Annotated in this window: 19 protein-coding genes and 1 pseudogene; 14 read left to right on the top strand and 6 right to left on the bottom strand. The window is 65.8% G+C overall.

The annotated features are described in order from the left end of the window. Window positions 1-104: 104 nt before the first annotated feature. The gene (locus J2T47_RS06195) at window positions 105-1559 is read right to left on the bottom strand and encodes a gamma-aminobutyraldehyde dehydrogenase (protein ID WP_437180954.1); all 1455 of its coding nucleotides are present in this window, start codon (window positions 1557-1559) and stop codon (window positions 105-107) included. A gap of 277 nt (window positions 1560-1836) precedes the next feature. Further along, window positions 1837-2748, bottom strand: a complete 912-nt coding sequence (locus J2T47_RS06190) for a LysR family transcriptional regulator (RefSeq protein ID WP_081517787.1) — start codon at window positions 2746-2748, stop codon at window positions 1837-1839. Between the two features lie 276 nt (window positions 2749-3024). Between J2T47_RS06190 and J2T47_RS06185 the strand changes: the two genes are divergently transcribed. The 3 genes from J2T47_RS06185 (at window position 3025) to eco (ending at window position 5366) form a co-directional block, all read left to right on the top strand. Beyond that, window positions 3025-3747, top strand: a complete 723-nt coding sequence (locus J2T47_RS06185; RefSeq protein ID WP_253443435.1) for a tellurite resistance TerB family protein — start codon at window positions 3025-3027, stop codon at window positions 3745-3747. A 289-nt stretch (window positions 3748-4036) separates the two neighbouring features. Then, on the top strand, window positions 4037-4774 hold the full coding sequence (locus J2T47_RS06180) for a tellurite resistance TerB family protein (RefSeq protein WP_253443433.1): 738 nt from the start codon (window positions 4037-4039) through the stop codon (window positions 4772-4774). A 109-nt stretch (window positions 4775-4883) separates the two neighbouring features. Further along, the gene (gene eco / locus J2T47_RS06175; protein WP_253443431.1) at window positions 4884-5366 is read left to right on the top strand and encodes a serine protease inhibitor ecotin; all 483 of its coding nucleotides are present in this window, start codon (window positions 4884-4886) and stop codon (window positions 5364-5366) included. 100 nt (window positions 5367-5466) lie between these two features. Here the strand turns inward: eco and J2T47_RS06170 are convergent, their stop codons facing one another. Continuing rightward, the gene (locus J2T47_RS06170) at window positions 5467-6372 is read right to left on the bottom strand and encodes a LysR family transcriptional regulator (RefSeq protein WP_253443429.1); all 906 of its coding nucleotides are present in this window, start codon (window positions 6370-6372) and stop codon (window positions 5467-5469) included. Between the two features lie 124 nt (window positions 6373-6496). On the opposite strand from J2T47_RS06170, the gene J2T47_RS06165 reads away from it, so the two are divergent. The 3 genes from J2T47_RS06165 (at window position 6497) to J2T47_RS06155 (ending at window position 10398) form a co-directional block, all read left to right on the top strand. Continuing rightward, entirely contained in the window at window positions 6497-8161 is a 1665-nt protein-coding gene (locus J2T47_RS06165) for a GMC family oxidoreductase (protein ID WP_253443427.1), read from the top strand. A 126-nt stretch (window positions 8162-8287) separates the two neighbouring features. Beyond that, window positions 8288-9910: an MFS transporter gene (locus tag J2T47_RS06160; RefSeq protein ID WP_253443425.1), complete on the top strand. Its 1623-nt coding sequence runs from the start codon at window positions 8288-8290 to the stop codon at window positions 9908-9910. A 149-nt stretch (window positions 9911-10059) separates the two neighbouring features. Further along, window positions 10060-10398: a DUF5713 family protein gene (locus tag J2T47_RS06155; RefSeq protein WP_253443423.1), complete on the top strand. Its 339-nt coding sequence runs from the start codon at window positions 10060-10062 to the stop codon at window positions 10396-10398. Between the two features lie 248 nt (window positions 10399-10646). On the opposite strand, the gene J2T47_RS06150 is transcribed toward J2T47_RS06155, so the two are convergent. Beyond that, window positions 10647-11690, bottom strand: a complete 1044-nt coding sequence (locus tag J2T47_RS06150) for an LLM class flavin-dependent oxidoreductase (protein ID WP_253443421.1) — start codon at window positions 11688-11690, stop codon at window positions 10647-10649. A 156-nt stretch (window positions 11691-11846) separates the two neighbouring features. Between J2T47_RS06150 and J2T47_RS29425 the strand changes: the two are divergent. After that, window positions 11847-12983, top strand: a pseudogene (locus tag J2T47_RS29425) (cache domain-containing protein); the annotation flags it as partial. Between the two features lie 126 nt (window positions 12984-13109). Then, window positions 13110-13838, top strand: a complete 729-nt coding sequence (locus J2T47_RS29420; protein WP_437180957.1) for a methyl-accepting chemotaxis protein — start codon at window positions 13110-13112, stop codon at window positions 13836-13838. 434 nt (window positions 13839-14272) lie between these two features. On the opposite strand, the gene J2T47_RS06140 is transcribed toward J2T47_RS29420, so the two are convergent. Beyond that, on the bottom strand, window positions 14273-14758 hold the full coding sequence (locus J2T47_RS06140) for a flavin reductase family protein (RefSeq protein ID WP_184587568.1): 486 nt from the start codon (window positions 14756-14758) through the stop codon (window positions 14273-14275). Window positions 14759-15092: 334 nt separating this feature from the next. Here J2T47_RS06140 and J2T47_RS06135 point away from each other — a divergent pair, with 334 nt between their 5' ends. Then, window positions 15093-16490 (top strand): purine-cytosine permease family protein, encoded by a 1398-nt coding sequence (locus tag J2T47_RS06135; RefSeq protein ID WP_253443417.1) that lies wholly within the window; start codon window positions 15093-15095, stop codon window positions 16488-16490. Window positions 16491-17047: 557 nt separating this feature from the next. Here J2T47_RS06135 and J2T47_RS06130 read toward each other — a convergent pair. Continuing rightward, window positions 17048-17341 carry a DUF1330 domain-containing protein gene (locus tag J2T47_RS06130; RefSeq protein ID WP_253443415.1) on the bottom strand — a complete coding sequence of 98 codons (294 nt, stop codon included), beginning with the start codon at window positions 17339-17341 and terminating at the stop codon, window positions 17048-17050. An 88-nt stretch (window positions 17342-17429) separates the two neighbouring features. Between J2T47_RS06130 and ribBA the strand changes: the two genes are divergently transcribed. From ribBA to J2T47_RS06105, 5 genes are all read left to right on the top strand, one after another. After that, a complete protein-coding gene (gene ribBA / locus J2T47_RS06125) occupies window positions 17430-18539 on the top strand; it encodes a bifunctional 3,4-dihydroxy-2-butanone-4-phosphate synthase/GTP cyclohydrolase II (protein WP_253443413.1) in 1110 nt (369 codons plus the stop codon). 322 nt (window positions 18540-18861) lie between these two features. Next, window positions 18862-19887 (top strand): polyamine ABC transporter substrate-binding protein, encoded by a 1026-nt coding sequence (locus J2T47_RS06120; RefSeq protein ID WP_253443411.1) that lies wholly within the window; start codon window positions 18862-18864, stop codon window positions 19885-19887. After that, window positions 19872-20822 (top strand): ABC transporter permease, encoded by a 951-nt coding sequence (locus J2T47_RS06115; RefSeq protein WP_253443410.1) that lies wholly within the window; start codon window positions 19872-19874, stop codon window positions 20820-20822. Before J2T47_RS06120 ends, J2T47_RS06115 begins: the two co-directional genes overlap by 16 nt. 3 nt (window positions 20823-20825) lie before the next feature. Beyond that, window positions 20826-21635, top strand: coding sequence for an ABC transporter permease (locus tag J2T47_RS06110; RefSeq protein WP_045209934.1), 810 nt, complete (start codon window positions 20826-20828; stop codon window positions 21633-21635). Window positions 21636-21652: 17 nt separating this feature from the next. Continuing rightward, window positions 21653-22795 carry an ABC transporter ATP-binding protein gene (locus J2T47_RS06105; RefSeq protein ID WP_253443409.1) on the top strand — a complete coding sequence of 381 codons (1143 nt, stop codon included), beginning with the start codon at window positions 21653-21655 and terminating at the stop codon, window positions 22793-22795. Window positions 22796-22816 lie beyond the last annotated feature (21 nt).

The following is a 22816-nucleotide window of genomic DNA, read 5'->3' as shown; positions in this document are numbered from 1 at the left end:
CGTTGTTGTCTCTATTGGTGGGGCAGTTCAATCGAGCAACAGCCCTCTCGCGGCTTACCGCGGGGGCGTTTCTTATGTGCCGGCGGGAGCCCCCGCCGGATGGTTCAATCCAGTTGCTGGCCGTGGCGCGCCATGATGTGGCGCACCACGCTGTAGTCCTGCAGCGAGTCGCTGGACAGGTCCTTGCCGTAGCCCGAGCGCTTGAGCCCGCCGTGGGGCATCTCGCTGGCGAGCATGAAATGGGTGTTGATCCAGGTGCAGCCGTACTGCAGGCGGTTGGCGATCTGGAAGGCCTTGTCCAGGTTCTGCGTCCACACCGAGGAGGCCAGGCCGTATTCGGAGTCGTTGGCCCAGTCCACCGCCTGTTCCAGCTGGTCGAAGCGGGTCACGGTGACCACCGGGCCGAACACTTCGCGCTGGACGATCTCGTCCTGCTGCTTGCAGCCGGCCAGCAGGGTCGGCTGGTAGTAGAAACCGGGGCCCGAATGCACGGCGGCGCCGGTGACGCGCTCGATGTGCGGCTGGCCGAGGGCGCGTTCGACGAAGCTGGCCACGCGGTCGCGCTGGCGGGCGCTGATCAGCGGGCTGATCTCGTTGTCGGCGTCGCGCTTGCGGGCGAAGCGGATGCTGGCCACGGCGTCGCCCAGCTCGGCGACGAGGCGGTCATGGATACCGGCCTGGGCATAGATGCGGCAAGCGGCGGTGCAATCCTGGCCGGCGTTGTAGTAACCGTGGGTGCGCACACCCTGGACCACGGCTTCGAGGTCGGCGTCGTTGCAGACGATCACCGGCGCCTTGCCGCCCAGTTCCAGGTGGGTGCGTTTGAGGGTGCGCGCGGCGGCCTGGAGAATCTTCTGCCCGGTGACGATGTCGCCGGTCAGGGAGACCATGCGCACCTTCGGGTGGCTCACCAGATGGCTGCCGACACCTTCGCCGCCACCGCAGACGATGTTGATCACGCCGGCGGGGAGGATTTCCGCCAGCGCCGGGGCCAGCGCCAGGATGCTCAGCGGGGTGTGCTCGGACGGCTTGAACACCAGGGTGTTGCCGGCGGCCAGCGCGGGGGCGATCTTCCACGCGGCCATCATCAGCGGGTAGTTCCACGGCGCAATCGAGGCGACCACGCCGACCGGGTCGCGGCGCACCATGCTGGTGTGGCCGGGCACGTATTCGCCGGCGAGCTGGCCCTGCTGGCAGCGCACGGCGCCGGCGAAGAAGCGGAACACGTCGGCGGTGGCCGGGATGTCGTCCTGACGCGCCAGGTGCAGCGGCTTGCCGCAGTTCAGCGATTCCAGCTGGGCGAGGTCATTGGCACGCTTGTCGATGGCGTCGGCGATGGCGAGCAGGGCGGTGGCGCGCTGTGCGGGGGTGGTGCGGGCCCAGGCGGGGAAGGCGCGGTGCGCGGCAGCGATGGCCTGCTCGACCTGATCCAGGGAGCCGTCGGCGATGCTGACGATGGTTTCGCCCGTGGTCGGGTTGATGATCGGCTCGGCCATGCCTTCGCCGGCGACCAGTTGGCCGTCGATCAGCAAGGCGGTATGCAGGGTTGCACCGGTCATCTTGGAAACTCGTCTTTTATCTGTCTTGTTTTCGGTGGCCATGTGCGTGCTCCGGAGGGGGCGATACCCGGAGCTGGCCCTTTGTATGAGGGCAGAGACTAGAGTCCGGGCGTGGGGTCGACAAATTCTAATTACTGAAAGCGGCGTTCGATTAAATCGAATGGCTGACTTTGCTGCACCGAACCCGCAGGGCGGATAACGCCCCAGGCGTTACCCGCCGTCAGCGCCATTCCGAATCCTGGCGGCGGATAACCGCAAGCGGTTATCCGCCCTGCATTCAGATGGAAAGCTTCTTCGCGTTGGGCTGCTCGCGGGCCACGGTGAGGAACGGGTCCACCAGCGGCGGCCGCGCGGTGCCGCGACGCCAGGCCAGGCCGACGTCCAGCGGCTCGGAAAGGTCCACCAGCGGCCGCGCCTCGATGATGTCGCCTTCCAGCGACCAGGGGCGGTAGGTCATGTCCGGCTGGATCGACAGGCCCAGGCCCGCGGCCACCAGGCTTCGCACCGCTTCCACCGACGCCGTGCGCAGCGTCACCTGCGGCACCAGCCCGGCCCGGGACCAGATGCGCTGGGTGTGCAGGCCCATCTCGTCGGCGTTCAGCTGGATCAATGGCTCGCCCGCCACATCGGCCAGGCCGATGCTGTCGCGCTCCAGCAGCGGGTGCTGCGCCGGCAGCCAGAGGCGGTGCGGTGAGTGGGTCAGCACCTCGGTCTGCAGGGCGTGGCGGTCTTCCAGGTTGGAGAGGATCAGCACGCCGACGTCGATCTCGCCGCTCACCAGCAGGTGCTCGATATAGGGGCGTTCGTCCTCCACCACGCGGGTCTGCACGTTGGGGTAGGCGCGCTGGAAGCGGTTGATCAGGTCCGCCAGGTAATAGCCCGCCACCAGGCTGGTCACGCCGATGGTCAGGCTGCCGGCCACCTGGTCGGTGCTCTGCTGCAGGCTGCGCTTGGCGTTCTCCACCGTGGCCAGGATCAGGTGCGCTTGGCGCAGGAACTGGTGGCCCTGGTGGGTCAGGGTCATGCCCTTGGCGTGGCGATCGAACAGGCGCACGCCGATCTCTTCTTCCAGTTGCTGGATGGCGAGGGTCAGGGTGGACTGGGAAATGAACACCGCCTGGGCGGCAGCGGAGATCGAGCCGGTCTCGGCGACGGCGATGAAATGGCGAATCTGGCGGAGCGTCATCATGGGCGGGGGACCGCTTGCGAAGTCGGTGGAACGCTCGACACCGCGAGCCAGAGCATTGTCTAGCCGGTCTCGGCGCATTTCATTGTTGATTATCGAAAATCTATAGGAGCATTCTTTTTAATCGAATGAAAGCGCCCCATTGCCTTGCGGACCCGCCGGCAAAGGGCCGCAATATCCGGAAGCACACTGTCGCTGCGTCCGAAGCCCGCGCTGGACTAGAGTCGGAATCCACAAATTTCGATAGACACCATTTCCGATAGACCAGTGGAGATCGCCATGAACACTCGCGGCCTGCTCGACCAGCTCCTCAGATCCGGCCAGGACCTCCTGCAGAACAAGGGCGTGGCCCGGCAGGACGGCGGTCAGCAAACCTCATCGTCCGGCAAGGGCGGCGTCCTGGACCTGGGCAGCCTGCTCTCCGGCGCCGGTGGCGGCGCCCTGGCGGCGGGCGCGCTGGGCCTGCTGATGGGCAGCAAGAAGGCGCGCAAGATGGGCGGCAAGGTCGTCACCTATGGTGGCCTCGCGGCGCTCGGCGTGCTCGCCTACAAGGCCTACGGCAACTGGCAGCAGAAGCAGGCCAGCGCTCCGCGCGGCGAGCCGCAGACCGTCGACCGCCTGCCCCCGGCGCAGGCCGAGCAGCACAGCCACGCCATCCTGCGGGCCATCGTTGCCGCCGCGAAGGCCGACGGACATATCGATGAGCGCGAACGCCAACTGATCGATGGCGAAATTGCCAAGCTCACCGGCGACGTCGAGTTGCAGGGCTGGCTCGAACGCGAGCTGGCCAAGCCGCTGGACCCGGCCGAAGTCGCCCGCGCCGCCACCAGCGAGGAAATGGCCGCCGAGATGTACCTGGCCAGCCTGCTGATGGTCGACGAAACCAACTATATGGAGCGCGCCTACCTTGACGAACTGGCCCGCCAGCTGAGCCTCGACGCCGGCCTCAAGGTCGAGCTGGAAGCCCAGGCGCAGAAGGCGCTGGACGCCGTACCCGCGTGACCTTCCTCGCAATCGCCGGCTGAAGTCGGCGCCGGGCGGCAATCGCCTGGCTGCCAAGCTCTCGCAGCGGCAGGCTTCGCCCCGGGTGTCCCGCCCTGACACCCGGCCGGCGAACGGCGCTGGCGCATCGGTGTGGCGGGACTATCGTTGCCCAACGCATAGCGAGAGTTGTCATCTCATGAATGCTGGATCTCTTTTCGATCAATTGCTCAAGGCAGGTCAGAGCTCATTGCTGCAACAGGTTGGCGACGCCGCCCGGCGCGCCACGCAAGCCGGCGAGGGTCACTCCATGAACACTACGGATCTACTGGAACAACTGCTGCGCGGCAGCCAAGGCGCGGCGACACAACAGGGCGGCGGCGCGGGAGGCCTCGGCGGCCTCGGCGGATTGCTGGGTGGCTTGCTGGGCGGTTCCTCCGGCGGCGCCGGTGGCGGGCTCGGCGGCCTGGGCGACGTACTCGGCGGCATGCTCGGGGGCGGCATGAACAGCGGCGGCGCGCCGCAAGGCCGGACGGGCAGCGGCGGCGGTATCAACTACGCCATGCTCGCATCCCTCGGCATGATGGCCTTCCAGGCTTATCAGAATTATCAGCGCCAGCACCCGGCTGCGGCGCCTCAGCAGCAGTCGCTGATGACCGTGGACCAGCTCTCCGGCCCCGAGGCCGAGGCCCACAGCCACGCGATCCTGCGCGCCATGATCGCCGCCGCCAAGGCCGACGGTCGCATCGACGAAAAGGAAAAGGCCGCCATCCAGACCGAGATCGCCCGGCACGCCGATGAACCTGAGCTGCAGGACTGGCTCGACGCCGAGGTGCGCAAGCCACTGGACGCCGCCGAAGTTGCCGAGTCCGCCCAGGGCGACCCGGCCGTGGCCGCCGAGATGTACCTGGTCAGCGTAATGCTGGTGGATGACCAGCAGGGCACCGAGCGCACCTACCTGGACGAACTCGCCTACAACCTCAACCTCGCCCCGGAGCTCCAGGCCCACCTGGAGCAGCAGGCCAAGGCCGGCGGTGAAGTAGCTTGATACAACTCAGCGTACGGCTGTAGGAGCGTTCGTACAATTTGACGGTCAGAGCGCTCGGACGAACGCACCCACAAGGTGCGTTCGTTCTTCATTTCTGCAAGGAGGCTTCATGCCGTTCGTACGTTTCACCCTCCCCACCGCGCTGCTGCTCAGTGCCACCGCCACCTTCGCCAACGCCGCCAAGCTGGAAGACGTCGCGCCTTATCCCAAGGCCGAGGACGGCTTCGTGCGCCAGGTCATCCACCTGCCCAGGCAGGCGCAGGAAGACAACTTCAAGGTCGAGATCCTCGCCGGCAAGACGCTGACCGTCGACTGCAACCGCCAGCGCCTGGGCGGCACCCTGGAAGAGCAGACCCTGGAAGGCTGGGGCTACCCCTACTATCGCCTGGACAAGGTCAGCGGCCCGGCCAGCACCCTGATGGCCTGCCCGGACGGCAAGACCCGCCAGGAGTTCGTCCCGGTGGTCGGCGACGGCTTCGTGCTGCGCTACAACAGCAAGCTGCCGATCGTCATCTACACGCCGAAAGACGTCGAAGTCCGCTACCGCCTGTGGTCGGCTTCCGAGAAGGTCGAGAAGGCCCGCGCGGAGTAACTCGTCCGCTCTTGTTCTTGTAGGAGCGAGCTTGCTCGCGAACAGCTCTCCCGGCGATGCCGGTGGTGGGCGGGTTCGCGAGCAAGCTCGCTCCTACAGGTCAGGCCGATGCCGTGGTTTGGCCTTGCACGAGAATCCCCTGCTCGCGCCCGCAGACTTCCACCAGAAAATCCCACACCAGTCGCAGCCGCACCGAGCGGTGCAGTTCGCGCCGGGTGCACATCCAGTATTCCCGTTCGATGAATTCCTCCGGCAGCACCGGCACCAGTCGCGGGTCGTGCAGGCCCATGTACTGCGGGAGGATGGCGATGCCGATGCCAGCCTGGGCGGCCTGTTGCTGGGCGACCACGCTGGTGCTGCGGAACACCACCTGCGGGTGGCGGCAGAAGCTGTGGTGGAACAGCAGTTCCTGGCTGAACAGCAGGTCGTCGACGTAGCCGATCCACGGGTGGCGGCTGAGGTCTTCGCGGTCGCGCAGGGGCGGGGCTTTTTCCAGGTAGGCGGGGCTGGCGAACAGGCTCAGGCGGTAGCGGGTGAGCAGGCGACTGATCACCAGGTCGGCGCTCGGGCGTTCCAGGGTGATGGCGATGTCGGCCTCGCGGTTGGTGATGCTGACGAAGCGCGGTACCGACACCAGTTCCACTTCCAGGCCGGGGTAGCGTTGCATCAGTTCGCCCAGGCGCGGGGCGAGGAACATGGTGCCCAGTCCTTCGGTGACGCCGATGCGGATCTGCCCCAGCGGCGAGATGGCCTGGCTCATTTCCTCCTGGGCGAGGAGGGCGGTGTTCTCCATGGCCTCGGCGTGCTTGAGCAGAGCCTGGCCGGCCGGGGTGAGCTGGTAGCCGCCGGTGTGCTGGGCGAACAGCTGGGTGCCGAGGTCGCGCTCGATGCTCTCTATGTGCCGCGCCACGGTGGCGTGGGTGGTGCCCAGGCGCTTGGCGGTGGTCAGCAGGCGGCCGCTGCGGTGCAGCTCCAGGAAGTAGCGCAGGTCATTCCAGTCGAACATCGCGGCAGTCCTTGTTGTTAGAAAACGCACAGCAGCTGACTCGAAACGACTGTTCTTTTATCACGAACGAACGGCTAGGCTCGGTCCTCAGATAAAAAGAACAAGCACGACGAGGTACTTCTCCATGCCCCAGGCACTGGATGCTTATGACTACCTGATCGTCGGCGCGGGCCCTGCCGGCTGCCTGCTGGCCAACCGCCTGTCCGCCGACCCCGCCAACCGCGTGCTGCTGCTCGAAGCCGGCGGCCCGGACAACTATCCCTGGATCCACATTCCCGTCGGTTACCTCTATTGCATCGGCAACCCGCGCACCGACTGGTGTTTCGACACTGAGCAGGTGCCGGGCCTGAACGGCCGCGCGATCAAATACCCGCGCGGGCGCACCTTGGGCGGCTGCTCGTCGATCAACGGCATGATCTACATGCGTGGCCAGGCGCTGGACTACGACGGCTGGGCCGCCGAGGGCAACCCCGGCTGGGGCTGGAACGACCTGCTGCCGCTGTTCATGAAGATGGAGGACCACTTTGCCGGGTCGAGCGAGCTGCATGGCGCGGGTGGTGAATGGCGGGTGGAGAAGCAGCGGCTGTCGTGGGCGATCCTCGATGCCTTCCGCGAGGCGGCGGCGCAGTCCGGCGTGCGCCCGGTGGAGGACTTCAACGGCGGCGACAATGAAGGTTGCGGCTACTTCCAGGTGAACCAGCGCTCCGGCGTGCGCTGGAACGCCTCGAAGGCCTTCCTGCGACCCATCGCCAACCGCCCCAACCTCACCGTGCTGACGAATGTCGAGGCCCTGCGCGTGCTGCTGGAGAACGGCCGCGCCGCCGGGCTGGAAGTGAACTGGCAGGGGGCGCGGCGCGAGTTGCGGGCCCGGCGTGAAGTGATTCTCTGCGCCGGCGCGATCAACACCCCGGTGCTGCTGCAACGCTCCGGCATCGGCCCGCGCGAGTTGCTGGAGAAGCACGGCGTCGGTGTGCGCCACGAGCTTTCCGGCGTCGGCGGCAACCTGCAGGACCACCTGCAGCTGCGCCTGATCTACCGCATGAACGGCGCACCCTCGCTGAACCAGATCGCCTCGACGCTGTGGGGCAAGATGGGCATGGGCCTGGAGTACCTGTTCAAGCGCAGCGGCCCGCTGTCCATGGCGCCGAGCCAGCTGGGCGCGTTCGCCAAGTCCGATCCGAACCAGCGTTCGGCCAACCTCGAATACCACGTGCAGCCGTTGTCGCTGGAGCGCTTCGGCGAGCCGCTGCACAGCTTCCCGGCGTTCACCGCGTCGGTGTGCGACCTGCGTCCGCTGAGCCGTGGCACGGTCACCCTGCGTTCGCTGGACCCGCGCGACAAGCCGGTGATCCAGCCCAACTACCTGAGCCACCCGCAGGACCTGCGTGTGGCCGCCGATGCCATCCGCCTGACCCGCCGCATCGCTGCCGCGCCCGCGCTGGCGCGCTTCAATCCGGTGGAGTTCAAGCCCGGTCCGGACTACCAGACCGAGGAAGACCTGCACCGCGCCGCTGCCGAGATCGGCACCACCATCTTCCACCCGGCCGGCACCTGCCGCATGGGGCAGGGCGAGGGCGCGGTGGTGGACAGCCAGCTGCGCGTACACGGCATTCCCGGCCTGCGCATCGCCGACGCTTCGATCATGCCCAGCCTGACCTCCGGCAACAGTTGCTCGCCGGTGCTGGTGATTGCGGAAAAGGCTGCGCAGATGATTTTGAACGAACCCGCGCGCGGCGCGGAGGTCATCCCTTCCAGTGGGCGCACACAGGAGGAAGCTCCGGTGGCGTGACGGCGATCCCGTCTCCCCACTTTTTTATCAGGCGTGTAGCAACTCAACGGTATCGCGCGGTGTGAAAACCGTGGCAGTCGAGGCTGACAAAAACAAAAGCCCCCAGAAGGGGCAGGAGAGCCCGCAATGACCGATGTAGCACAGACCAGCTCCTACGAGCGGCCCGCGACCTCGCGGCGCGACGAGCGCAAGGTGATCTTCGCCTCGTCGCTTGGCACGGTGTTCGAGTGGTACGACTTCTTCCTCTACGGGTCGCTGGCGGCGATCATTGCCAAGCACTTCTTCGCCGGGGTCAACGACACCACCGCGTTCATCTTCGCTCTGCTGGCATTCGCCGCCGGCTTCCTCGTCCGCCCGTTCGGCGCGCTGGTGTTCGGCCGCCTGGGGGACATGATCGGGCGCAAGTACACCTTCCTCGTCACCATCCTGCTGATGGGCCTGTCGACCTTCGCGGTGGGTCTGCTGCCGGCCTACGCCACCATCGGCGTGGCGGCGCCGGTCATCCTCATCGTGCTGCGCCTGTTGCAGGGCCTGGCGTTGGGGGGTGAGTACGGCGGGGCAGCGATCTACGTGGCCGAACACGCGCCGGACCACAAGCGCGGCGCCTACACCAGTTGGATCCAGTGCACCGCCACCGGCGGCCTGTTGCTTTCGCTGGTGGTGATCTGGGGTTGCCGGCAGATCACCGGACCGGAGTTCGAGACCTGGGGCTGGCGCCTGCCGTTCCTGATCTCCATCGTGCTGCTGGGCATCTCCACCTGGATTCGCCTGTCCATGCACGAGTCGCCAGCGTTCCTGAAGATGAAGGCCGAGGGCAAGGTGAGCAAGTCACCGCTCAAGGAATCCTTCACCCACTGGGGCAACCTGAAGATCGTCCTGATCGCGCTGTTCAGCATCAACGCAGGCCAGGCGGTGACCTTCTACGCCGCACAGTTCTACGTGATGTTCTTCCTCACCCAGGTGCTGAAGGTGGACCCGGCATTGTCCAACGGGCTGCTGATCATCTCCCTGGTGATCGGCGCGCCGCTGTTCGTGATCATGGGCTGGCTGTCGGACAAGGTCGGCCGCAAGCCGGTCCTGATCACCGGCCTGCTGCTGGCCACGGTGCTGTACTTCCCGCTGTTCAAGGCGCTGACCCATTACGCCAACCCGCAGATCGATGCGGCCACGCGCCAGGCGCCGGTCACCGTGATGGCGGACCCGGCTACCTGTACCTTCCAGTTCGACCCGGTGGGCAAGGCCAAATTCGACAGCGCCTGCGACAAGGCCAAGACCCTGCTGGTGAAGGGCGGCGTGCCCTACAGTTCGGTGGCCGCGCCGGCCGGCAGCGAGCTGGTGGTGACGGTGGGCGAGAAACGCCTCGAGGGCTTCGACGCCGCCGCGCTGGGCGCTGCGGTGAAGGACGCCGGCTACCCGACCGTGGCTGATTCCTCGCTGGTGAACCGGCCGATGGTGGTGGCAATCATCGTCGCGCTGATCTTCATCGCCACCTGCTGCTACGGTCCGCTGGCGGCGCTGATGGTCGAGCTGTTCCCGACGCGCATCCGCTACACCTCGCTGTCGTTGCCGTACCACATCGGCAACGGCTGGTTCGGCGGGCTGCTGCCGACCATCTCGTTCGCCCTGGTGGTGTACACCGGCAACATCTTCTACGGCCTGTGGTACCCGGTGCTGATCACGGCGATGAGCCTGGTCTGCTCGTTGCTGTTCCTGAAGGAGACCAAGGACAACGACATCCACGCGGATTGAGCCTCGGCTGCCATGAAAAAGCCCGGCTGGATGCCGGGCTTTTTCATGTCTGTCGCCAGCGCGGGAGTCCTGCGTGGCATCGGTTGCAGCTTCGCCTTAGGATGCCGTGCCCGGTGCACCGCCGGATCACTCAAGGAGCGAATACGATCATGGCCATCAAGAATGTAAAGCTGAGTCAGTACAGCTTCCTCGACGACATGGTGCGCGACAGCTACTTCCCGCCACAGCTGGTCGCCAAGGGGCAGCAGCTGCTGGTGGCGCTGTGCGAGGCCATCGAGGCGCAGGCGCCGGCGGACCTGGAGGCGCTGTACGCACTGACTCATCAAACCACCCTGGCCTTCAATGCACTGGGCGAGGAGTTCGAGGAGCAGGGCAGCGAGATCGAAACGGCCGCCCGCGACAACATCGGTGGGGACATCGCCTTCATCGCCGAGGCTTACGGTTTCGATGCCGATATCGAAGAGCTGATCGCGCCGCGCGAGTGGTAAGCCCGCGTGAACGGAAAAGGCCCGGCATCATGCCGGGCCTTTTCGTTTGTGCGGAGGTTCCATGGGCAGAGGAGCTGGATTGTAGGAGCGGGCCATGCCCGCGATCGCGCGCATGGCGCGCTCCTACAGGGACGCTCCGCAGCCAGATGCGGGACGTGTTCGCGAGCAAGCTCGCTCCCACAGGGGAGTGCGGTGTGGGGCAAACACAAAGGGCGCCCGAAGGCGCCCTTTGCGGCAGGCATCGGTGATCAGCGGAAAGCCGGCACCACGTGCTGGATGAACAGTTCCAGCGACTTCTTCTTCTCGGCATACGGCAGGCTGTTGTCGGCCCAGAAGCTGAATTCGTCCACGCCCAGTTCCTGGTAGTGGCGGATGCGCGCGATGATTTCTTCCGGGGTGCCGATCATGGTGTTCTTGCGGATGTTCTCCAGCTCGAACTCCGGGCGCTCCTTGAACTTTTCCTCGGGGCTGGGCGGCAGCAGGCCGTTGACCGGGGTCTGCTTGTTGCCGAACCAGGCATCGAAGGTGCGGTAGAAGCGCGAGATGGCCTCGGCGCCGACCTTCCAGCCTTCCGGGTCGTCGGCGGCGTGCACGTGGGTGTGGCGCAGCACCATCAGTTGCGGGCGCGGCACATCCGGGTTGTTGGCCAGGGCGGCTTCGAACTTGTTCTTCAGGTCGACGACTTCCTCGTCGCCCTTCATCAGCGGCGTGACCATCACGTTGCAACCGTTGGCCACTGCGAAGTTGTGCGAATCCGGGTCGCGGGCGGCGATCCACATCGGCGGGGTCGGCTTCTGGAGCGGGCGCGGCGAGGAGGTGGAGGTGGGGAACTTCCAGATTTCGCCTTCGTGGGCGATGTCGCCCTGCCACAGCGCCTTCACCACCGGGACCATCTCGCGCAGGTACTTGCCGCCGTCGCCGGCCGGCATGCCGTTGGCCATGCGGTCGAATTCGTACTGGTAGGCGCCGCGGGCCAGACCCACTTCCATGCGACCGTTGCTGATCACGTCGAGCAGGGCGCATTCGCCGGCCACGCGGATGGGGTGCCAGAACGGCGCGATGATGGTGCCGGCGCCCAGGCGGATGGTTTCGGTGCGCGCGGCGAGGTAGGCCAGCAGCGGCATCGGGCTCGGCGAGATGGTGTACTCCATGGCGTGGTGCTCGCCGATCCAGACGGTGGAGAAACCGCCGGCCTCGGCCATCAGGGTCAGCTCGGTGAGCTCTTCGAACAGCTGGCGATGGCTGGGCTGGTCGTCGTAGCGCTCCATGTGCACGAACAGGGAAAACTTCATATCGCTTACCTCGAACCTTTCTTGTTTCCGGCGCGGCAGCCGGCGGGAGATGCGCAGGCACGCATCACTGCTTTTCGGCGGTCAGGCGCGGCGGCGGATGAGTGGCCGTTTTCCGCGCTAGGGAATCCGTTGCATATTGGTATACCATAATACGGGATGTCTGCAAGGCGTTTCTGCCACGAGCAGACCAAGGGAGTAGGGATGAACCTCAAACAAAAACTGATCCTCGCCTTTTCCACCATTGCCAGCCTGCCTGTGATTCTTGTCGCCGTCCTGGTCATCCTCAACCTGCGCGGCGAAGCGCGAGACGGCTTCATCGACGGTAGCAGCCGCGAGATCCGCCAGGTCGAGAACGCCATGCAGATCTTCTTCGACGGCATCAGCCAGAACGTGGAATACCTGGCCAACCACCCGCAACTGGCCGCCATCGACGGCGGCCTCAAACAGTACATCGGTGCCGACGCCGCGCAGCACCCGAGCGGGGAGCTGGACAAGCGCGTCTTCGACCTCTTCACCGGCCTGGCGCAGAGCCATCCGGATTACGCCTACGTGTCCCTCGGTACCCGCGAGGGGGGCTACAGCTTCTGGCCGGGCGACGCCAAGCTGGCCAACTACGACCCGCGCACCCGCCCCTGGTACCAGGCGGCCATGGCCCAGCCGGGCAGGACCCTGCGCACCAAGGCGTACTACTGGGCGGCAGACAAGGTGGTGCTGGTGAGCAGTGTGCGCACCTTCGCCAACCAGTTCGGCCCGCAGGGCGGGGTGGTCAACATCGACGTCTCGCTCAAGCGCCTGACCGATATCGTCAAGGGCATCCGCCTGGGCGAATCCGGCTACCTGATGCTCATGGAAGGCGACGGCACCATCCTGGTCGACCCGCACAACCCGGAGAACAACTTCAAGCAGCTGGGCGAGCTGGGTGGCGATTTCCAGCGCCTGGCCAGTGCGCAGAAGGGGCTGGTGGAGCTCTCCATCAATGGTGAGCCGTACCTGGCCAACGTGTGGCCGTCCGAGACCCTCGGCTGGCGCTTCGTCGGCCTGATCAAGGAAAGCGAGGTGATGAGCGCGGCGACCCGCCTGACCTGGGGCATCGCCCTGGTGGCGTTGATCATCGCGCTGGCGTTCGCCGGCCTTGGCTCACTGTTTGCCGGTCTGGTGGTACGCCCGGTGCGCGCCGTGGCGGCTGGCCTGGAAGGCATCGCCCAGGGCGATGGCGATCTCACCGGTCGTCTTGCCGTCCGTGGCCGGGATGAAACGGCGCAGCTGGCCGGCTGGTTCAACCAGTTCCTCGATGCCATCCGCGCGCTGGTGCAGAGCATCGGTACTGCCGCCGGCAGCATCCACCAGAGCTCGGGCAGCAGCCGCGAAACGTCCCAGGCGCTGGCCGATACCGCCGCGCGCCAGCGCGAGGCGGTGGACATGGTCTCCACCGCGTTCAACGAGATGGTGATGACTGCCAACGAGGTTGCGCGCTCCTGCAGCCAGGCGGCAGACTCCGCCGATAGCGGCCAGCGCCAAGCCCACGATGGCCAGCAGCAGATCGACGAGGCGGTGGACAGCGTCGGCCGCCTGAGCGACGAGATTGCCCACTCCGCCGACGCGATGCGCCAGCTGGAGCAGGACAGCAACGATATCCAGTCGATCCTCGGCACCATCCGTTCCATCGCCGAGCAGACCAACCTGCTGGCGCTCAACGCCGCCATCGAAGCAGCGCGGGCGGGCGACCAGGGGCGGGGATTCGCGGTGGTGGCCGATGAGGTGCGCGCGCTGGCGCGGCGCACGGCGGAGTCCACCGGGGAGATCGACAACCTGCTCGGCACGCTGGCGCGCCGCACCCACGATACGGGACGGCAGATGCAGTCGAGCCTGGAGGCCTCGCAGCGCACTGTCGGTTCGATCCGCGAGGCGCGCGCTTGCTTCGGGGCGATCCGCGAATCGGTGGACGTGATCCGCGACATGAACGCCCAGATCGCCACCGCCGCCGAGGAGCAGCACCAGGTGGCGGAGGAGATCAACCGGCACATCAGCCAGATCCACCGCGACGCCCAGGAAGTCGCCGGCCTGGCGGACGCCACGCGGGGCGATGCGCAGACCCTGGGCGGGCTGTCGGACGAGCTGAACCGGCTGGTGTCGCGGTTCAGGACCTGATGGGAAAAAAGGGCTCGCGAATGCGGGCCCTTTTTCTTTGGGGCCGAGAAAGAGGCTCCCTGCAGGAGCGGGCCATGCCCGCGATCGCGCCCATGGCGCGCTCCTACACGTTGCGCCTCGCCAGTGAGCACCCTGGGAGAGCGCAGTCCGCCGCGGGGGATTTCGCGGACAAGGTCCGCTCCTACGGGCTGGGCCGCAGAAGGGGAACCGATTTGCAGGATGGGTGGAGCGCAGCGATACCCATGCTGTCGGCACGCGAGATCGATGGGTATCGCTGCGCTCCACACCATCCTACGGACGTGCCTCATGGCAACTCTGCCGCCCGGATCGGCAGGCGAGGGCAGGGCGTTTCGAAGTCAATCAGCAGACAAAAGAAAAGCCCCTTCTCACTCCCGCAAGAAGGGGCCTGCGCCGGACGGCGAAAGATCAGGCGGTCAGGCGAAAGCCTGCAGCGCGCCCATCTTTCCGCGGCAGTAAATCATCGGGGTGATCTGCTGGTCCGGCACGATCAGGTTCTTCACCGCGCCAACCAGGATGGCGTGGTCACCGCCTTCGTACTCGCGCCACAGCTCGCATTCGATGATGGCGGTGGCGTTTTCCAGCAGCGGGTTGCCGCGTTCGCTCAGGGTCCATTCGATGCCCTGGGCCTTGTCCTTGCCCTTGCTGGCGAAGGCATAGGCTTCGCCTTTCTGGTCGGCGGAGAGCAGGTGGATGGCGAACTGCTTGCGGCGGATCAGTACCGGGTAGGAGTCGGAGCTGTAGTTGGGGCAGAACAGCACCAGCGCCGGGTCCATCGACAGGGAGCTGAAGGCACTCGCGGTGAGGCCGACCACCTGGCCATCGTCGTCCATCGTGGTGATGACGGTGACGCCGGACGGGAAGGAGCCCATGACTTGTTTGTAGGCAGCGTGGTCGATCATTGCGAGTACCTGTCTTGTGAGCCGGCCATCGGGAGTGGTCGTTTCGTCTGATGGTATACCGTAATACTTCGAAAGCAAGCCCTTTCTTTTCCCGATGGATGGACGGCGAAAGCCCGACTGTCGGCTGGAGGCTGCGGAATACGTGGCTTGCGCCGATAAGCTGAGTATCCGTCAGGCACTCGGTTGGCCAGCATTCGACCAACGGCTGCTCAGAAACCCCTTGCTTGGTATTTGGAATACCATAATATTGCCTGCGTCACCGCAGCGCCGTTTCTGCCCGATCCAGGGCGCCGGATGACCCGACCTTACAAAGACAATAAGCAAGGCAAAAACGATGTCCGAGACTCCGCTGATCGAGAACCATACCGTCGATTACGTGCCGCCGGCCGAGCGCCATGGGCGCTCCCGCGACCTGTTCACGCTGTGGTTCAGCACCAACATCGCACCGCTGCCGGTGGTCACCGGCGCGATGGCGGTCCAGGTGTTCCATCTCGACCTGCTCTGGGGGCTGATCGCCATTGTCCTGGGCCATATGTTCGGCGGCGTGTTCCTCGCCCTGGCATCGGCGCAGGGCCCGCAGATGGGTATCCCGCAGATGGTCCAGAGCCGGGGCCAGTTCGGTCGTTACGGCGCCTTGCTGATCGTGTTCTTCACCGCGCTGATCTACGTCGGCTTCTTCATTTCCAACATCGTCCTGGCGGGCAAGTCGATCCAGGGCCTGGTGCCGGCGACCCCGACGCCGGTGGCGATCATCCTCGGCGCGCTGAGCGCCACCGCCATCGGCGTGATCGGCTATCGCTTCATCCACACCCTCAACCGCATCGGCACCTGGGTGATGGGCGGCGCGCTGCTGCTGGGCTTTGTCATCATGCTTGGCGGCGATCTGCCGGCGAACTTCCTCTCCCGCGGCGCCTTCAACCTGTCCGGCTTCCTGGCCACCCTGTGCCTGGGCATCATCTGGCAGATCAGCTTCGCGCCCTACACCTCGGATTACTCGCGTTACCTGCCAGCCAGTGTCGGCATCGGCAAGCCGTTCCTGGCGACCTTCGCCGGCGCGGTGGCGGGTACCAGCCTGTCGTTCAGCTTCGGCGCCGTCGCCGTGCTGGCGACCCCGGAGGGCACTGACGCGATGGTCGCGGTCAAGCAGGCCACCGGTATGTTCGGCCCGGTGCTGATGCTGCTGTTCCTGCTCAACATCATCAGCCACAACGCGCTGAACCTTTACGGCGCAGTGCTCTCCATCGTCACCTCGATCCAGACCTTCGCCGGCAGCTGGACGCCCAGCGTGCGGGTACGCGTGGTGCTGTCCTCGGTGGTGCTGGCGGGCAGCTGCCTGATGGCGCTGGGCGCCTCGGCCAACTTCATCTCGCAGTTCATCGGCCTGATCCTGGCGATGCTGATCGTTCTGGTGCCCTGGGCCTCGATCAACCTGATCGACTTCTACCTGATCAAGCGCGGCCGCTACGACATCAACTCGATCTTCCGCCGCGACGGTGGCGTGTACGGGCGCTTCAACCCGCACGCGATCATTGCCTACTTCATCGGCATCATCGTGCAGCTGCCGTTCGCCAATACCTCGCTGTTCGTCGGCCCGTACGCCAACTACATCGATGGGGTGGACCTGTCGTGGCTGGTCGGCCTGCTGGTGACCGTCCCGCTGTATTACTGCCTGGCCACCCGCGGCCAGGCCCGCGAAGTCGGCCAGCCGGTGGCGCTGGGGATTGCGGAGTAAGGTTTCGACCTGGGTTTTACACTCTCTGCCCTGCCGGGTTTCGGTGGGGCTTTTTTTTGCCTGTGCGGTTTAGAGCCTGATCCGCTATCGACGGCCTGGACGTTGGTATTTCTGCGCCGCGTCGGAGTGCGCGCGGGGTCTGTGGTTTCGCCCCCTCGGGCGACCTACTTTGGCAAACGCCCCAAAGTAGGCAAAGGTCTTGCCCCGGACATCCGGTTTTTCGCTTAGGCGAAAAATTCCCTCGTTGAATTGAAGTTTCAGGGGCACGCGTCGAAGGGCCATCCCTGGCCCATCGACGCTCTCGCGACATCCATGTCGCTCAACCCCCGAAACTCCAATTCAACGAGGCCTCCTGAACGGGGCATTCGGCGCGTGCGGACGTTTCGCTGGAAGCCTTTAAAAAACAGAGCTGGCGAGTTGGGGCGCTTTCGTAGGACCGAGGGGGACGCCTAGTCCTTGCTCGCGAACCGCATGGCACAACATTCCCTGTAGGAGCGGGCCATGCCCGCGATCCGTCGACAGGGCCGACGGCAATCCTGTTCGCGCGGGGCCGGGCCTTACCCCTCGAATCCCTCGACGATGACGATATCCGCCTTCGCCACGCCCTGCCGGTGCGCGCAGGCGTCCTGGTATTCCGCCGAGCGGTAGCAGGCCACCGCCTGCTCATAGGAATCGAACTCGATCACCACGCTACGCTGAGGAGTAGGACGCCCCTCCAGGGCCTCGGAACGGCCGCCGCGGGCGAGGAACCTGCCGCCGTACCTGGCGAACGCCGCCGGGGCGCGGCGGGTGTATTCGCTGTATTGCTCCGGGTCGGTGATATCGACGTGAGCGATCCAGTAAGCCTTCATGTTCACCTCTGCTTGCTGCTGTTTCGGATAAGAAATGTATTATGGTATACCAGATTTTTTCATCCACGATCCAGCCGAGTACCGCACCATGCCGTTCGATCGCATCGAAGACATCATCGAAGACTACCGCCAGGGCAAGATGGTGCTCCTGGTCGACGACGAAGACCGTGAAAACGAGGGCGACCTGCTGCTCGCCGCCGAGCGCTGCACGCCCGAGGCGATCAACTTCATGGCCCGCGAGGCGCGCGGGCTGATCTGCCTGACGCTGACCGACGAGCACTGCGTCCGCCTGGGCCTGGAGCAGATGGTGCCGGCCAACGGCAGCGCCTATTCCACGGCCTTCACCGTGTCCATCGAGGCGGCCACCGGGGTGTCCACCGGCATCTCCGCCGCCGACCGCTCGCACACCGTGCTTACCGCCGTGCAGCCCGGCGCCCGCGCCGAGGACCTGGTGCAGCCCGGCCACATCTTCCCCCTGCGCGCCCGCGAGGGCGGCGTGCTCACCCGCGCCGGCCACACCGAAGCGGGCTGCGACCTGGCGCGCCTGGCCGGGCTGACCCCGGCCTCGGTCATCGTCGAGGTGATGAACGACGACGGCAGCATGGCCCGCCGCCCGGACCTGGAAGCCTTCGCCAAGCGCCACGGCATCCGCATCGGCACCATCGCCGACCTGATCCATTACCGCCTGAGCAACGAGCACACCGTCGCGCGCATCGGCGAGAGCGAACTGCCCACCGTGCACGGCACCTTCCGCTTGGTCACCTACGAGGACCGCATCGAAGGCGGCGTGCACATGGCCATGGTGATGGGCGACATCAAGCGCGAAGAGCCCACCCTGGTGCGCGTGCACGTGATCGACCCGCTGCGCGACCTGGTCGGCGCCGAGTACACCGGGCCGAAGAACTGGACCCTCTGGGCCGCCCTGCAGAAGGTCGCCGAAGTCGGCCACGGCGTGGTCGTGGTGCTGGCCAACAACGAGTCGTCGCAGGCACTGCTGGCCCGCGTGCCGCAGCTGACCCAGGCACCGCGGCAGTTCACCCGCTCGCAGTCGCGGATCTATTCCGAGGTCGGTACCGGCGCGCAGATCCTGCAGGACATCGGCGTCGGCAAGATCCGCCACTTGGGTGCGCCGCTGAAGTACGCCGGCCTCACCGGCTATGACCTGGAAGTGGTGGAGACGCTGCCTTTCGAGGGCTGATCCGTTCGTCCGCTCGCCGTGCTGGCGTTTCGCCAGAAATTTTCAGCACGGCGAGTGTGAGAAAAGATTTCCTTACCAATCAATAACCTGAGCAACACGAGGAACGACGGGGGGTTCACCCAGGCTTCGCCGCTACGATGGCCGGTGTCGCCGAGGACTTGCGGAAAGTTTGGAATACCATAATATGACATTCCGTAGGCCTTACATTTTCTGCCAATCAGCGTGCCAACCGCCGCTGCCTGCAAGACGCTACGGCCACCTGCTCCAGACAGGCGATCCACGAAGGTCGCCGTGAACAATCACAACAACGAGGGCAAGCAAGATGGTGTTCAAGAAACGTGCGATGGCGGTCCTGACCGCTGCATTCCTCGGCGCAACCGGCACCGCTGCCTTCGGCGCCGACAGCCTCAGCTTCGTCAGCTGGGGTGGCACCACCCAGGATGCGCAGAAGCAGGCCTGGGCCGAACCCTTCAGCCAGTCCACCGGCATCCCGGTGGTGCAGGACGGCCCCACCGACTACGGCAAGCTCAAGGCCATGGTCGAGAGTGGCAACGTCCAGTGGGATGTGGTCGACGTCGAAGCCGACTTCGCCCTGCGCGCCGCCGCCGAGGGCCTGCTGGAACCGCTGGACTTCAACACCATCAAGCGCGACCGCATCGACCCGCGCTTCGTCTCCGACCATGGCGTCGGCTCCTTCTACTTCTCCTTCGTGCTCGGCTACAACCAGGGCAAGGTCGGCGGCAAGCAGCCGCAGGACTGGTCGGCGCTGTTCGACACCGCCAACTACCCGGGCAAGCGCGCGCTGTACAAATGGCCGAGCCCCGGCGTTCTGGAACTGGCCCTGCTGGCCGACGGGGTGCCGAAGGACAAGCTCTACCCGCTGGACCTGGACCGCGCCTTCAAGAAGCTCGACACCATCAAGAAGGACATCGTCTGGTGGGGCGGCGGCGCGCAGTCGCAGCAGCTGCTGGTTTCTGGCGAAGCGACTCTCGGGCAGTTCTGGAACGGCCGCATCTACGCCCTGCAGCAGGACGGTGCTCCTGTCGGTGTGAGCTGGAAGCAGAACCTGGTCATGGCCGATTTCCTCGTCATTCCCAAGGGCGCGAAGAACAAGGACGCGGCGATGAAGTTCCTGGCCAACTCCAGCAGCGCCAAGGGTCAGGCCGATTTCGCCAACCTGACCGCCTACGCCCCGGTGAACCTGGACAGCGTCGGCCAGCTCAAGGCTGACCTCGCGCCGAATCTGCCCACCGCCTACGCGCAGGAGCAGATCACCCTCGACTACGCCTACTGGGCGAAGAACGGCCCGGCGATCGCCGCACGGTGGAACGAATGGCTGGTCAAGTAAAAATGGCTGTGATGCAGCCGGGCCAGGCAACCGGAGGCGCATCCCGCGCCGCCGGCACGCCGGCCCCGAAGGCAGAACCCATGCGACAGGACGAAGTGCTCACCCACCGCTGGCGGGGTTTCCGCAACCTGCTGCCGGCGCTGCTGTTCCTCGGCCTGTTCTTCCTCGCGCCGCTGATCGGCCTGCTGCTGCGCGGCGTGCTGGAGCCGACGTTGGGCTTCGAAAACTACGCCCAGCTGTTCGCCAACTCGGCGTACTCGCGGGTGCTGTTCAACACCTTCGCGGTCGGCGCGCTGGTCACCGTGATCAGCCTGCTGCTGGGCTTCCCGCTGGCCTGGGCGATCACCCTGGTGCCGCGCGGCTGGGGCCGCATGCTGTTGAACATCGTGCTGCTGTCGATGTGGACCAGCCTGCTGGCGCGCACCTACTCCTGGCTGGTGCTGCTGCAGGCCTCGGGGGTGATCAACAAGACGCTGATGGCGCTGGGCATCATCGACCAGCCGCTGGAAATGGTGCACAACCTCACCGGCGTGGTGATCGGCATGAGCTACATCATGATCCCGTTCATCGTGCTGCCGCTGCAGGCGACCATGGCCGCCATCGACCCGATGGTGCTGCAGGCCGGCTCGATCTGCGGCGCCAGCCCCTGGACCAACTTCTTCCGGGTGTTCATCCCGCTGTGCCGGCCGGGGCTGTTCTCCGGTGGCCTGATGGTCTTCGTCATGTCCCTGGGCTACTACGTCACCCCGGCGCTGCTGGGCGGGGCGCAGAACATGATGCTGCCGGAGTTCATCGTCCAGCAGGTGCAATCCTTCCTCAACTGGGGCCTGGCCAGCGCCGCCGCTGCGCTGCTGATCGCCATCACCCTGGTGCTGTTCTACCTCTACCTGAAGCTGCAGCCGGAGTCTCCGGTGGCTTCCAGTAGCGCGAGGTAAGCCATGCTGCTCTCACCCAATGCCATGAGCCGGCGCATGCGCGTCGGTCTCTACCTCACGACGGGCACCATCGCGGCCTTCCTGCTGCTGCCCATCGTGTTCATCGTCCTGCTGTCGTTCGGCTCCTCGCAGTGGCTGGTGTTCCCGCCGCCGGGCTGGACGCTGAAGTGGTACGGCCAGTTCTTCTCCAACCCCGAATGGATGAGCGCGGCGCTGGCCAGCCTGAAGGTGGCGATCCTCACCACCATCTGCTCGGTTGCCCTCGGCCTGCCCACCGCGTTCGCCCTGGTGCGCGGCAAGTTCCCCGGCCGCGAGCTGCTCTACGGGCTGTTCACCCTGCCGATGATCGTGCCGCTGGTGATCATCGCGGTGGCGGTCTACGCGCTGTTCCTCAAGCTCGGCTACACCGGCACGCTGTTCTCCTTCGTGGTCAGCCACGTGATAGTCGCGCTGCCGTTCACCATCATCTCGATCATCAACTCGCTGAAGCTGTTCGACCAGTCCATCGAGGACGCCGCGGTGATCTGCGGGGCGTCGCGCCTGCAGGCGGTGATGAAGGTGACCTTCCCGGCGATCCGCCCCGGCATGGTCGCCGGCGCACTGTTCGCCTTCCTGGTCTCCTGGGATGAAGTGGTGCTGAGCGTGATGATGGCCAGCCCGACCCTGCAGACCCTGCCCGTGAAAATGTGGACCACCCTGCGCCAGGACCTGACCCCGGTGATCGCCGTCGCTTCGACGTTGCTGATCGGCCTGTCCGTCCTGGTGATGGTGATCGCCGCCGCCCTGCGCCGGCGCAACGAAATCCGCGCCTGAGCGCCGAGGTAAATGCCATGAGTGCCGTGATCCAAGAATCCCGCGAGCAGAAGACCCTGGTCAGCCTGCGCAACCTGAACAAGTTCTATGGCGACTTCACCGCCGTGGACAACATCTCCCTCGACATCCAGGACGGCGAATTCCTCACCTTCCTCGGCTCCAGCGGCTCGGGCAAGAGCACCACGCTGTCCATGCTGGCCGGCTTCGAGACGCCCAGCAGCGGCGAGATCCTGGTCCAGGGCCAGTCGCTGGTGAACGTGCCGCCGCACAAGCGCGACATCGGCATGGTGTTCCAGCGCTACTCGCTGTTCCCGCACCTGTCGGTGCGCGACAACATCGGCTTCCCGCTGGACATCCGCAAGCAGAAGGGAGCCGAGCGTGACCGCCGTGTCGACGCCATGCTCAAGCTGGTGCAGCTGGACAAGTTCGCCCACCGCCGCCCGGCGCAACTCTCCGGCGGCCAGCAGCAACGCGTCGCCATCGCCCGCGCGCTGGTCTACGAACCGCGCATCCTGCTGATGGACGAACCTCTCGGCGCGCTGGACAAGAAACTGCGCGAAGACCTGCAGGACGAACTGCGCCACCTGCACCGCCGCCTGGGCATCACCATCGTCTACGTGACCCACGACCAGGAAGAAGCCATGCGCCTGTCCCAGCGCATCGCCATCTTCAGCCACGGCAAGATCGTCGGCCTGGGCAGCGGCTACGACCTCTACCAGAACCCGCCGAATGCCTTCGTGGCTTCGTTCCTCGGCAACTCGAACTTCCTCCGTGCCCGTGCCCATGGCAACGCCGCGGCGGAATTCGAAGGCCGCGCCCTGGCCATCCGCCCGACTGCGAACCTGCGCGAAGGCCAGGACATCCTGCTGATGGTGCGCCCGGAAAAAGCCCAGGTCCTGAGCCCTGCGCAAGCCTCCGCCACGCAGCTGGCAGCCGGCTGGAACGAGATTCCGGCGAAGGTGGCCGAGACGGTGTTCCTCGGCGAGAGCCTGACCTGCAGCGTGGTCACCGCCAGCGGCGCGACCCTGACGCTGAAGGAGCTGTCCGGCAACACCCAGCCACTGGCCCCCGGCAGCGAAGTCCGCGTGCGCTGGGCCGCCGCCGATGCGTGCGTGTATGACCAGTGGAACGAGAGCGACCTGACCAAGGGCGCGCATTGATTCGATTCTGACGTTTCATCC

The sequence above is a fragment of the Pseudomonas nitroreducens genome (assembly GCF_024170165.1).
Lineage (GTDB): Bacteria > Pseudomonadota > Gammaproteobacteria > Pseudomonadales > Pseudomonadaceae > Pseudomonas > Pseudomonas nitroreducens_C.
The sequence above is the reverse complement of the archived record's forward strand: the minus strand, read 5'-3'. Positions and strand labels throughout refer to the sequence as shown.

Coding starts and splice junctions, on each gene's coding strand:
- J2T47_RS06130 (WP_253443415.1), bottom strand. CDS start 17,341: ATGAAGGCTTACTGGATCGCTCACGTCGATATCACCGACCCGGAGCAA.
- J2T47_RS06140 (WP_184587568.1), bottom strand. CDS start 14,758: ATGATCGACCACGCTGCCTACAAACAAGTCATGGGCTCCTTCCCGTCC.
- J2T47_RS06110 (WP_045209934.1), top strand. CDS start 20,826: ATGCTGCTCTCACCCAATGCCATGAGCCGGCGCATGCGCGTCGGTCTC.
- J2T47_RS29420 (WP_437180957.1), top strand. CDS start 13,110: ATGGTCTCCACCGCGTTCAACGAGATGGTGATGACTGCCAACGAGGTT.
- J2T47_RS06180 (WP_253443433.1), top strand. CDS start 4,037: ATGAACACTACGGATCTACTGGAACAACTGCTGCGCGGCAGCCAAGGC.
- eco (WP_253443431.1), top strand. CDS start 4,884: ATGCCGTTCGTACGTTTCACCCTCCCCACCGCGCTGCTGCTCAGTGCC.
- J2T47_RS06160 (WP_253443425.1), top strand. CDS start 8,288: ATGACCGATGTAGCACAGACCAGCTCCTACGAGCGGCCCGCGACCTCG.
- J2T47_RS06105 (WP_253443409.1), top strand. CDS start 21,653: ATGAGTGCCGTGATCCAAGAATCCCGCGAGCAGAAGACCCTGGTCAGC.
- J2T47_RS06150 (WP_253443421.1), bottom strand. CDS start 11,690: ATGAAGTTTTCCCTGTTCGTGCACATGGAGCGCTACGACGACCAGCCC.
- J2T47_RS06155 (WP_253443423.1), top strand. CDS start 10,060: ATGGCCATCAAGAATGTAAAGCTGAGTCAGTACAGCTTCCTCGACGAC.
- J2T47_RS06120 (WP_253443411.1), top strand. CDS start 18,862: ATGGTGTTCAAGAAACGTGCGATGGCGGTCCTGACCGCTGCATTCCTC.
- J2T47_RS06115 (WP_253443410.1), top strand. CDS start 19,872: ATGGCTGGTCAAGTAAAAATGGCTGTGATGCAGCCGGGCCAGGCAACC.
- J2T47_RS06135 (WP_253443417.1), top strand. CDS start 15,093: ATGTCCGAGACTCCGCTGATCGAGAACCATACCGTCGATTACGTGCCG.
- J2T47_RS06185 (WP_253443435.1), top strand. CDS start 3,025: ATGAACACTCGCGGCCTGCTCGACCAGCTCCTCAGATCCGGCCAGGAC.
- J2T47_RS06190 (WP_081517787.1), bottom strand. CDS start 2,748: ATGATGACGCTCCGCCAGATTCGCCATTTCATCGCCGTCGCCGAGACC.
- ribBA (WP_253443413.1), top strand. CDS start 17,430: ATGCCGTTCGATCGCATCGAAGACATCATCGAAGACTACCGCCAGGGC.
- J2T47_RS06170 (WP_253443429.1), bottom strand. CDS start 6,372: ATGTTCGACTGGAATGACCTGCGCTACTTCCTGGAGCTGCACCGCAGC.
- J2T47_RS06195 (WP_437180954.1), bottom strand. CDS start 1,559: ATGACCGGTGCAACCCTGCATACCGCCTTGCTGATCGACGGCCAACTG.
- J2T47_RS06165 (WP_253443427.1), top strand. CDS start 6,497: ATGCCCCAGGCACTGGATGCTTATGACTACCTGATCGTCGGCGCGGGC.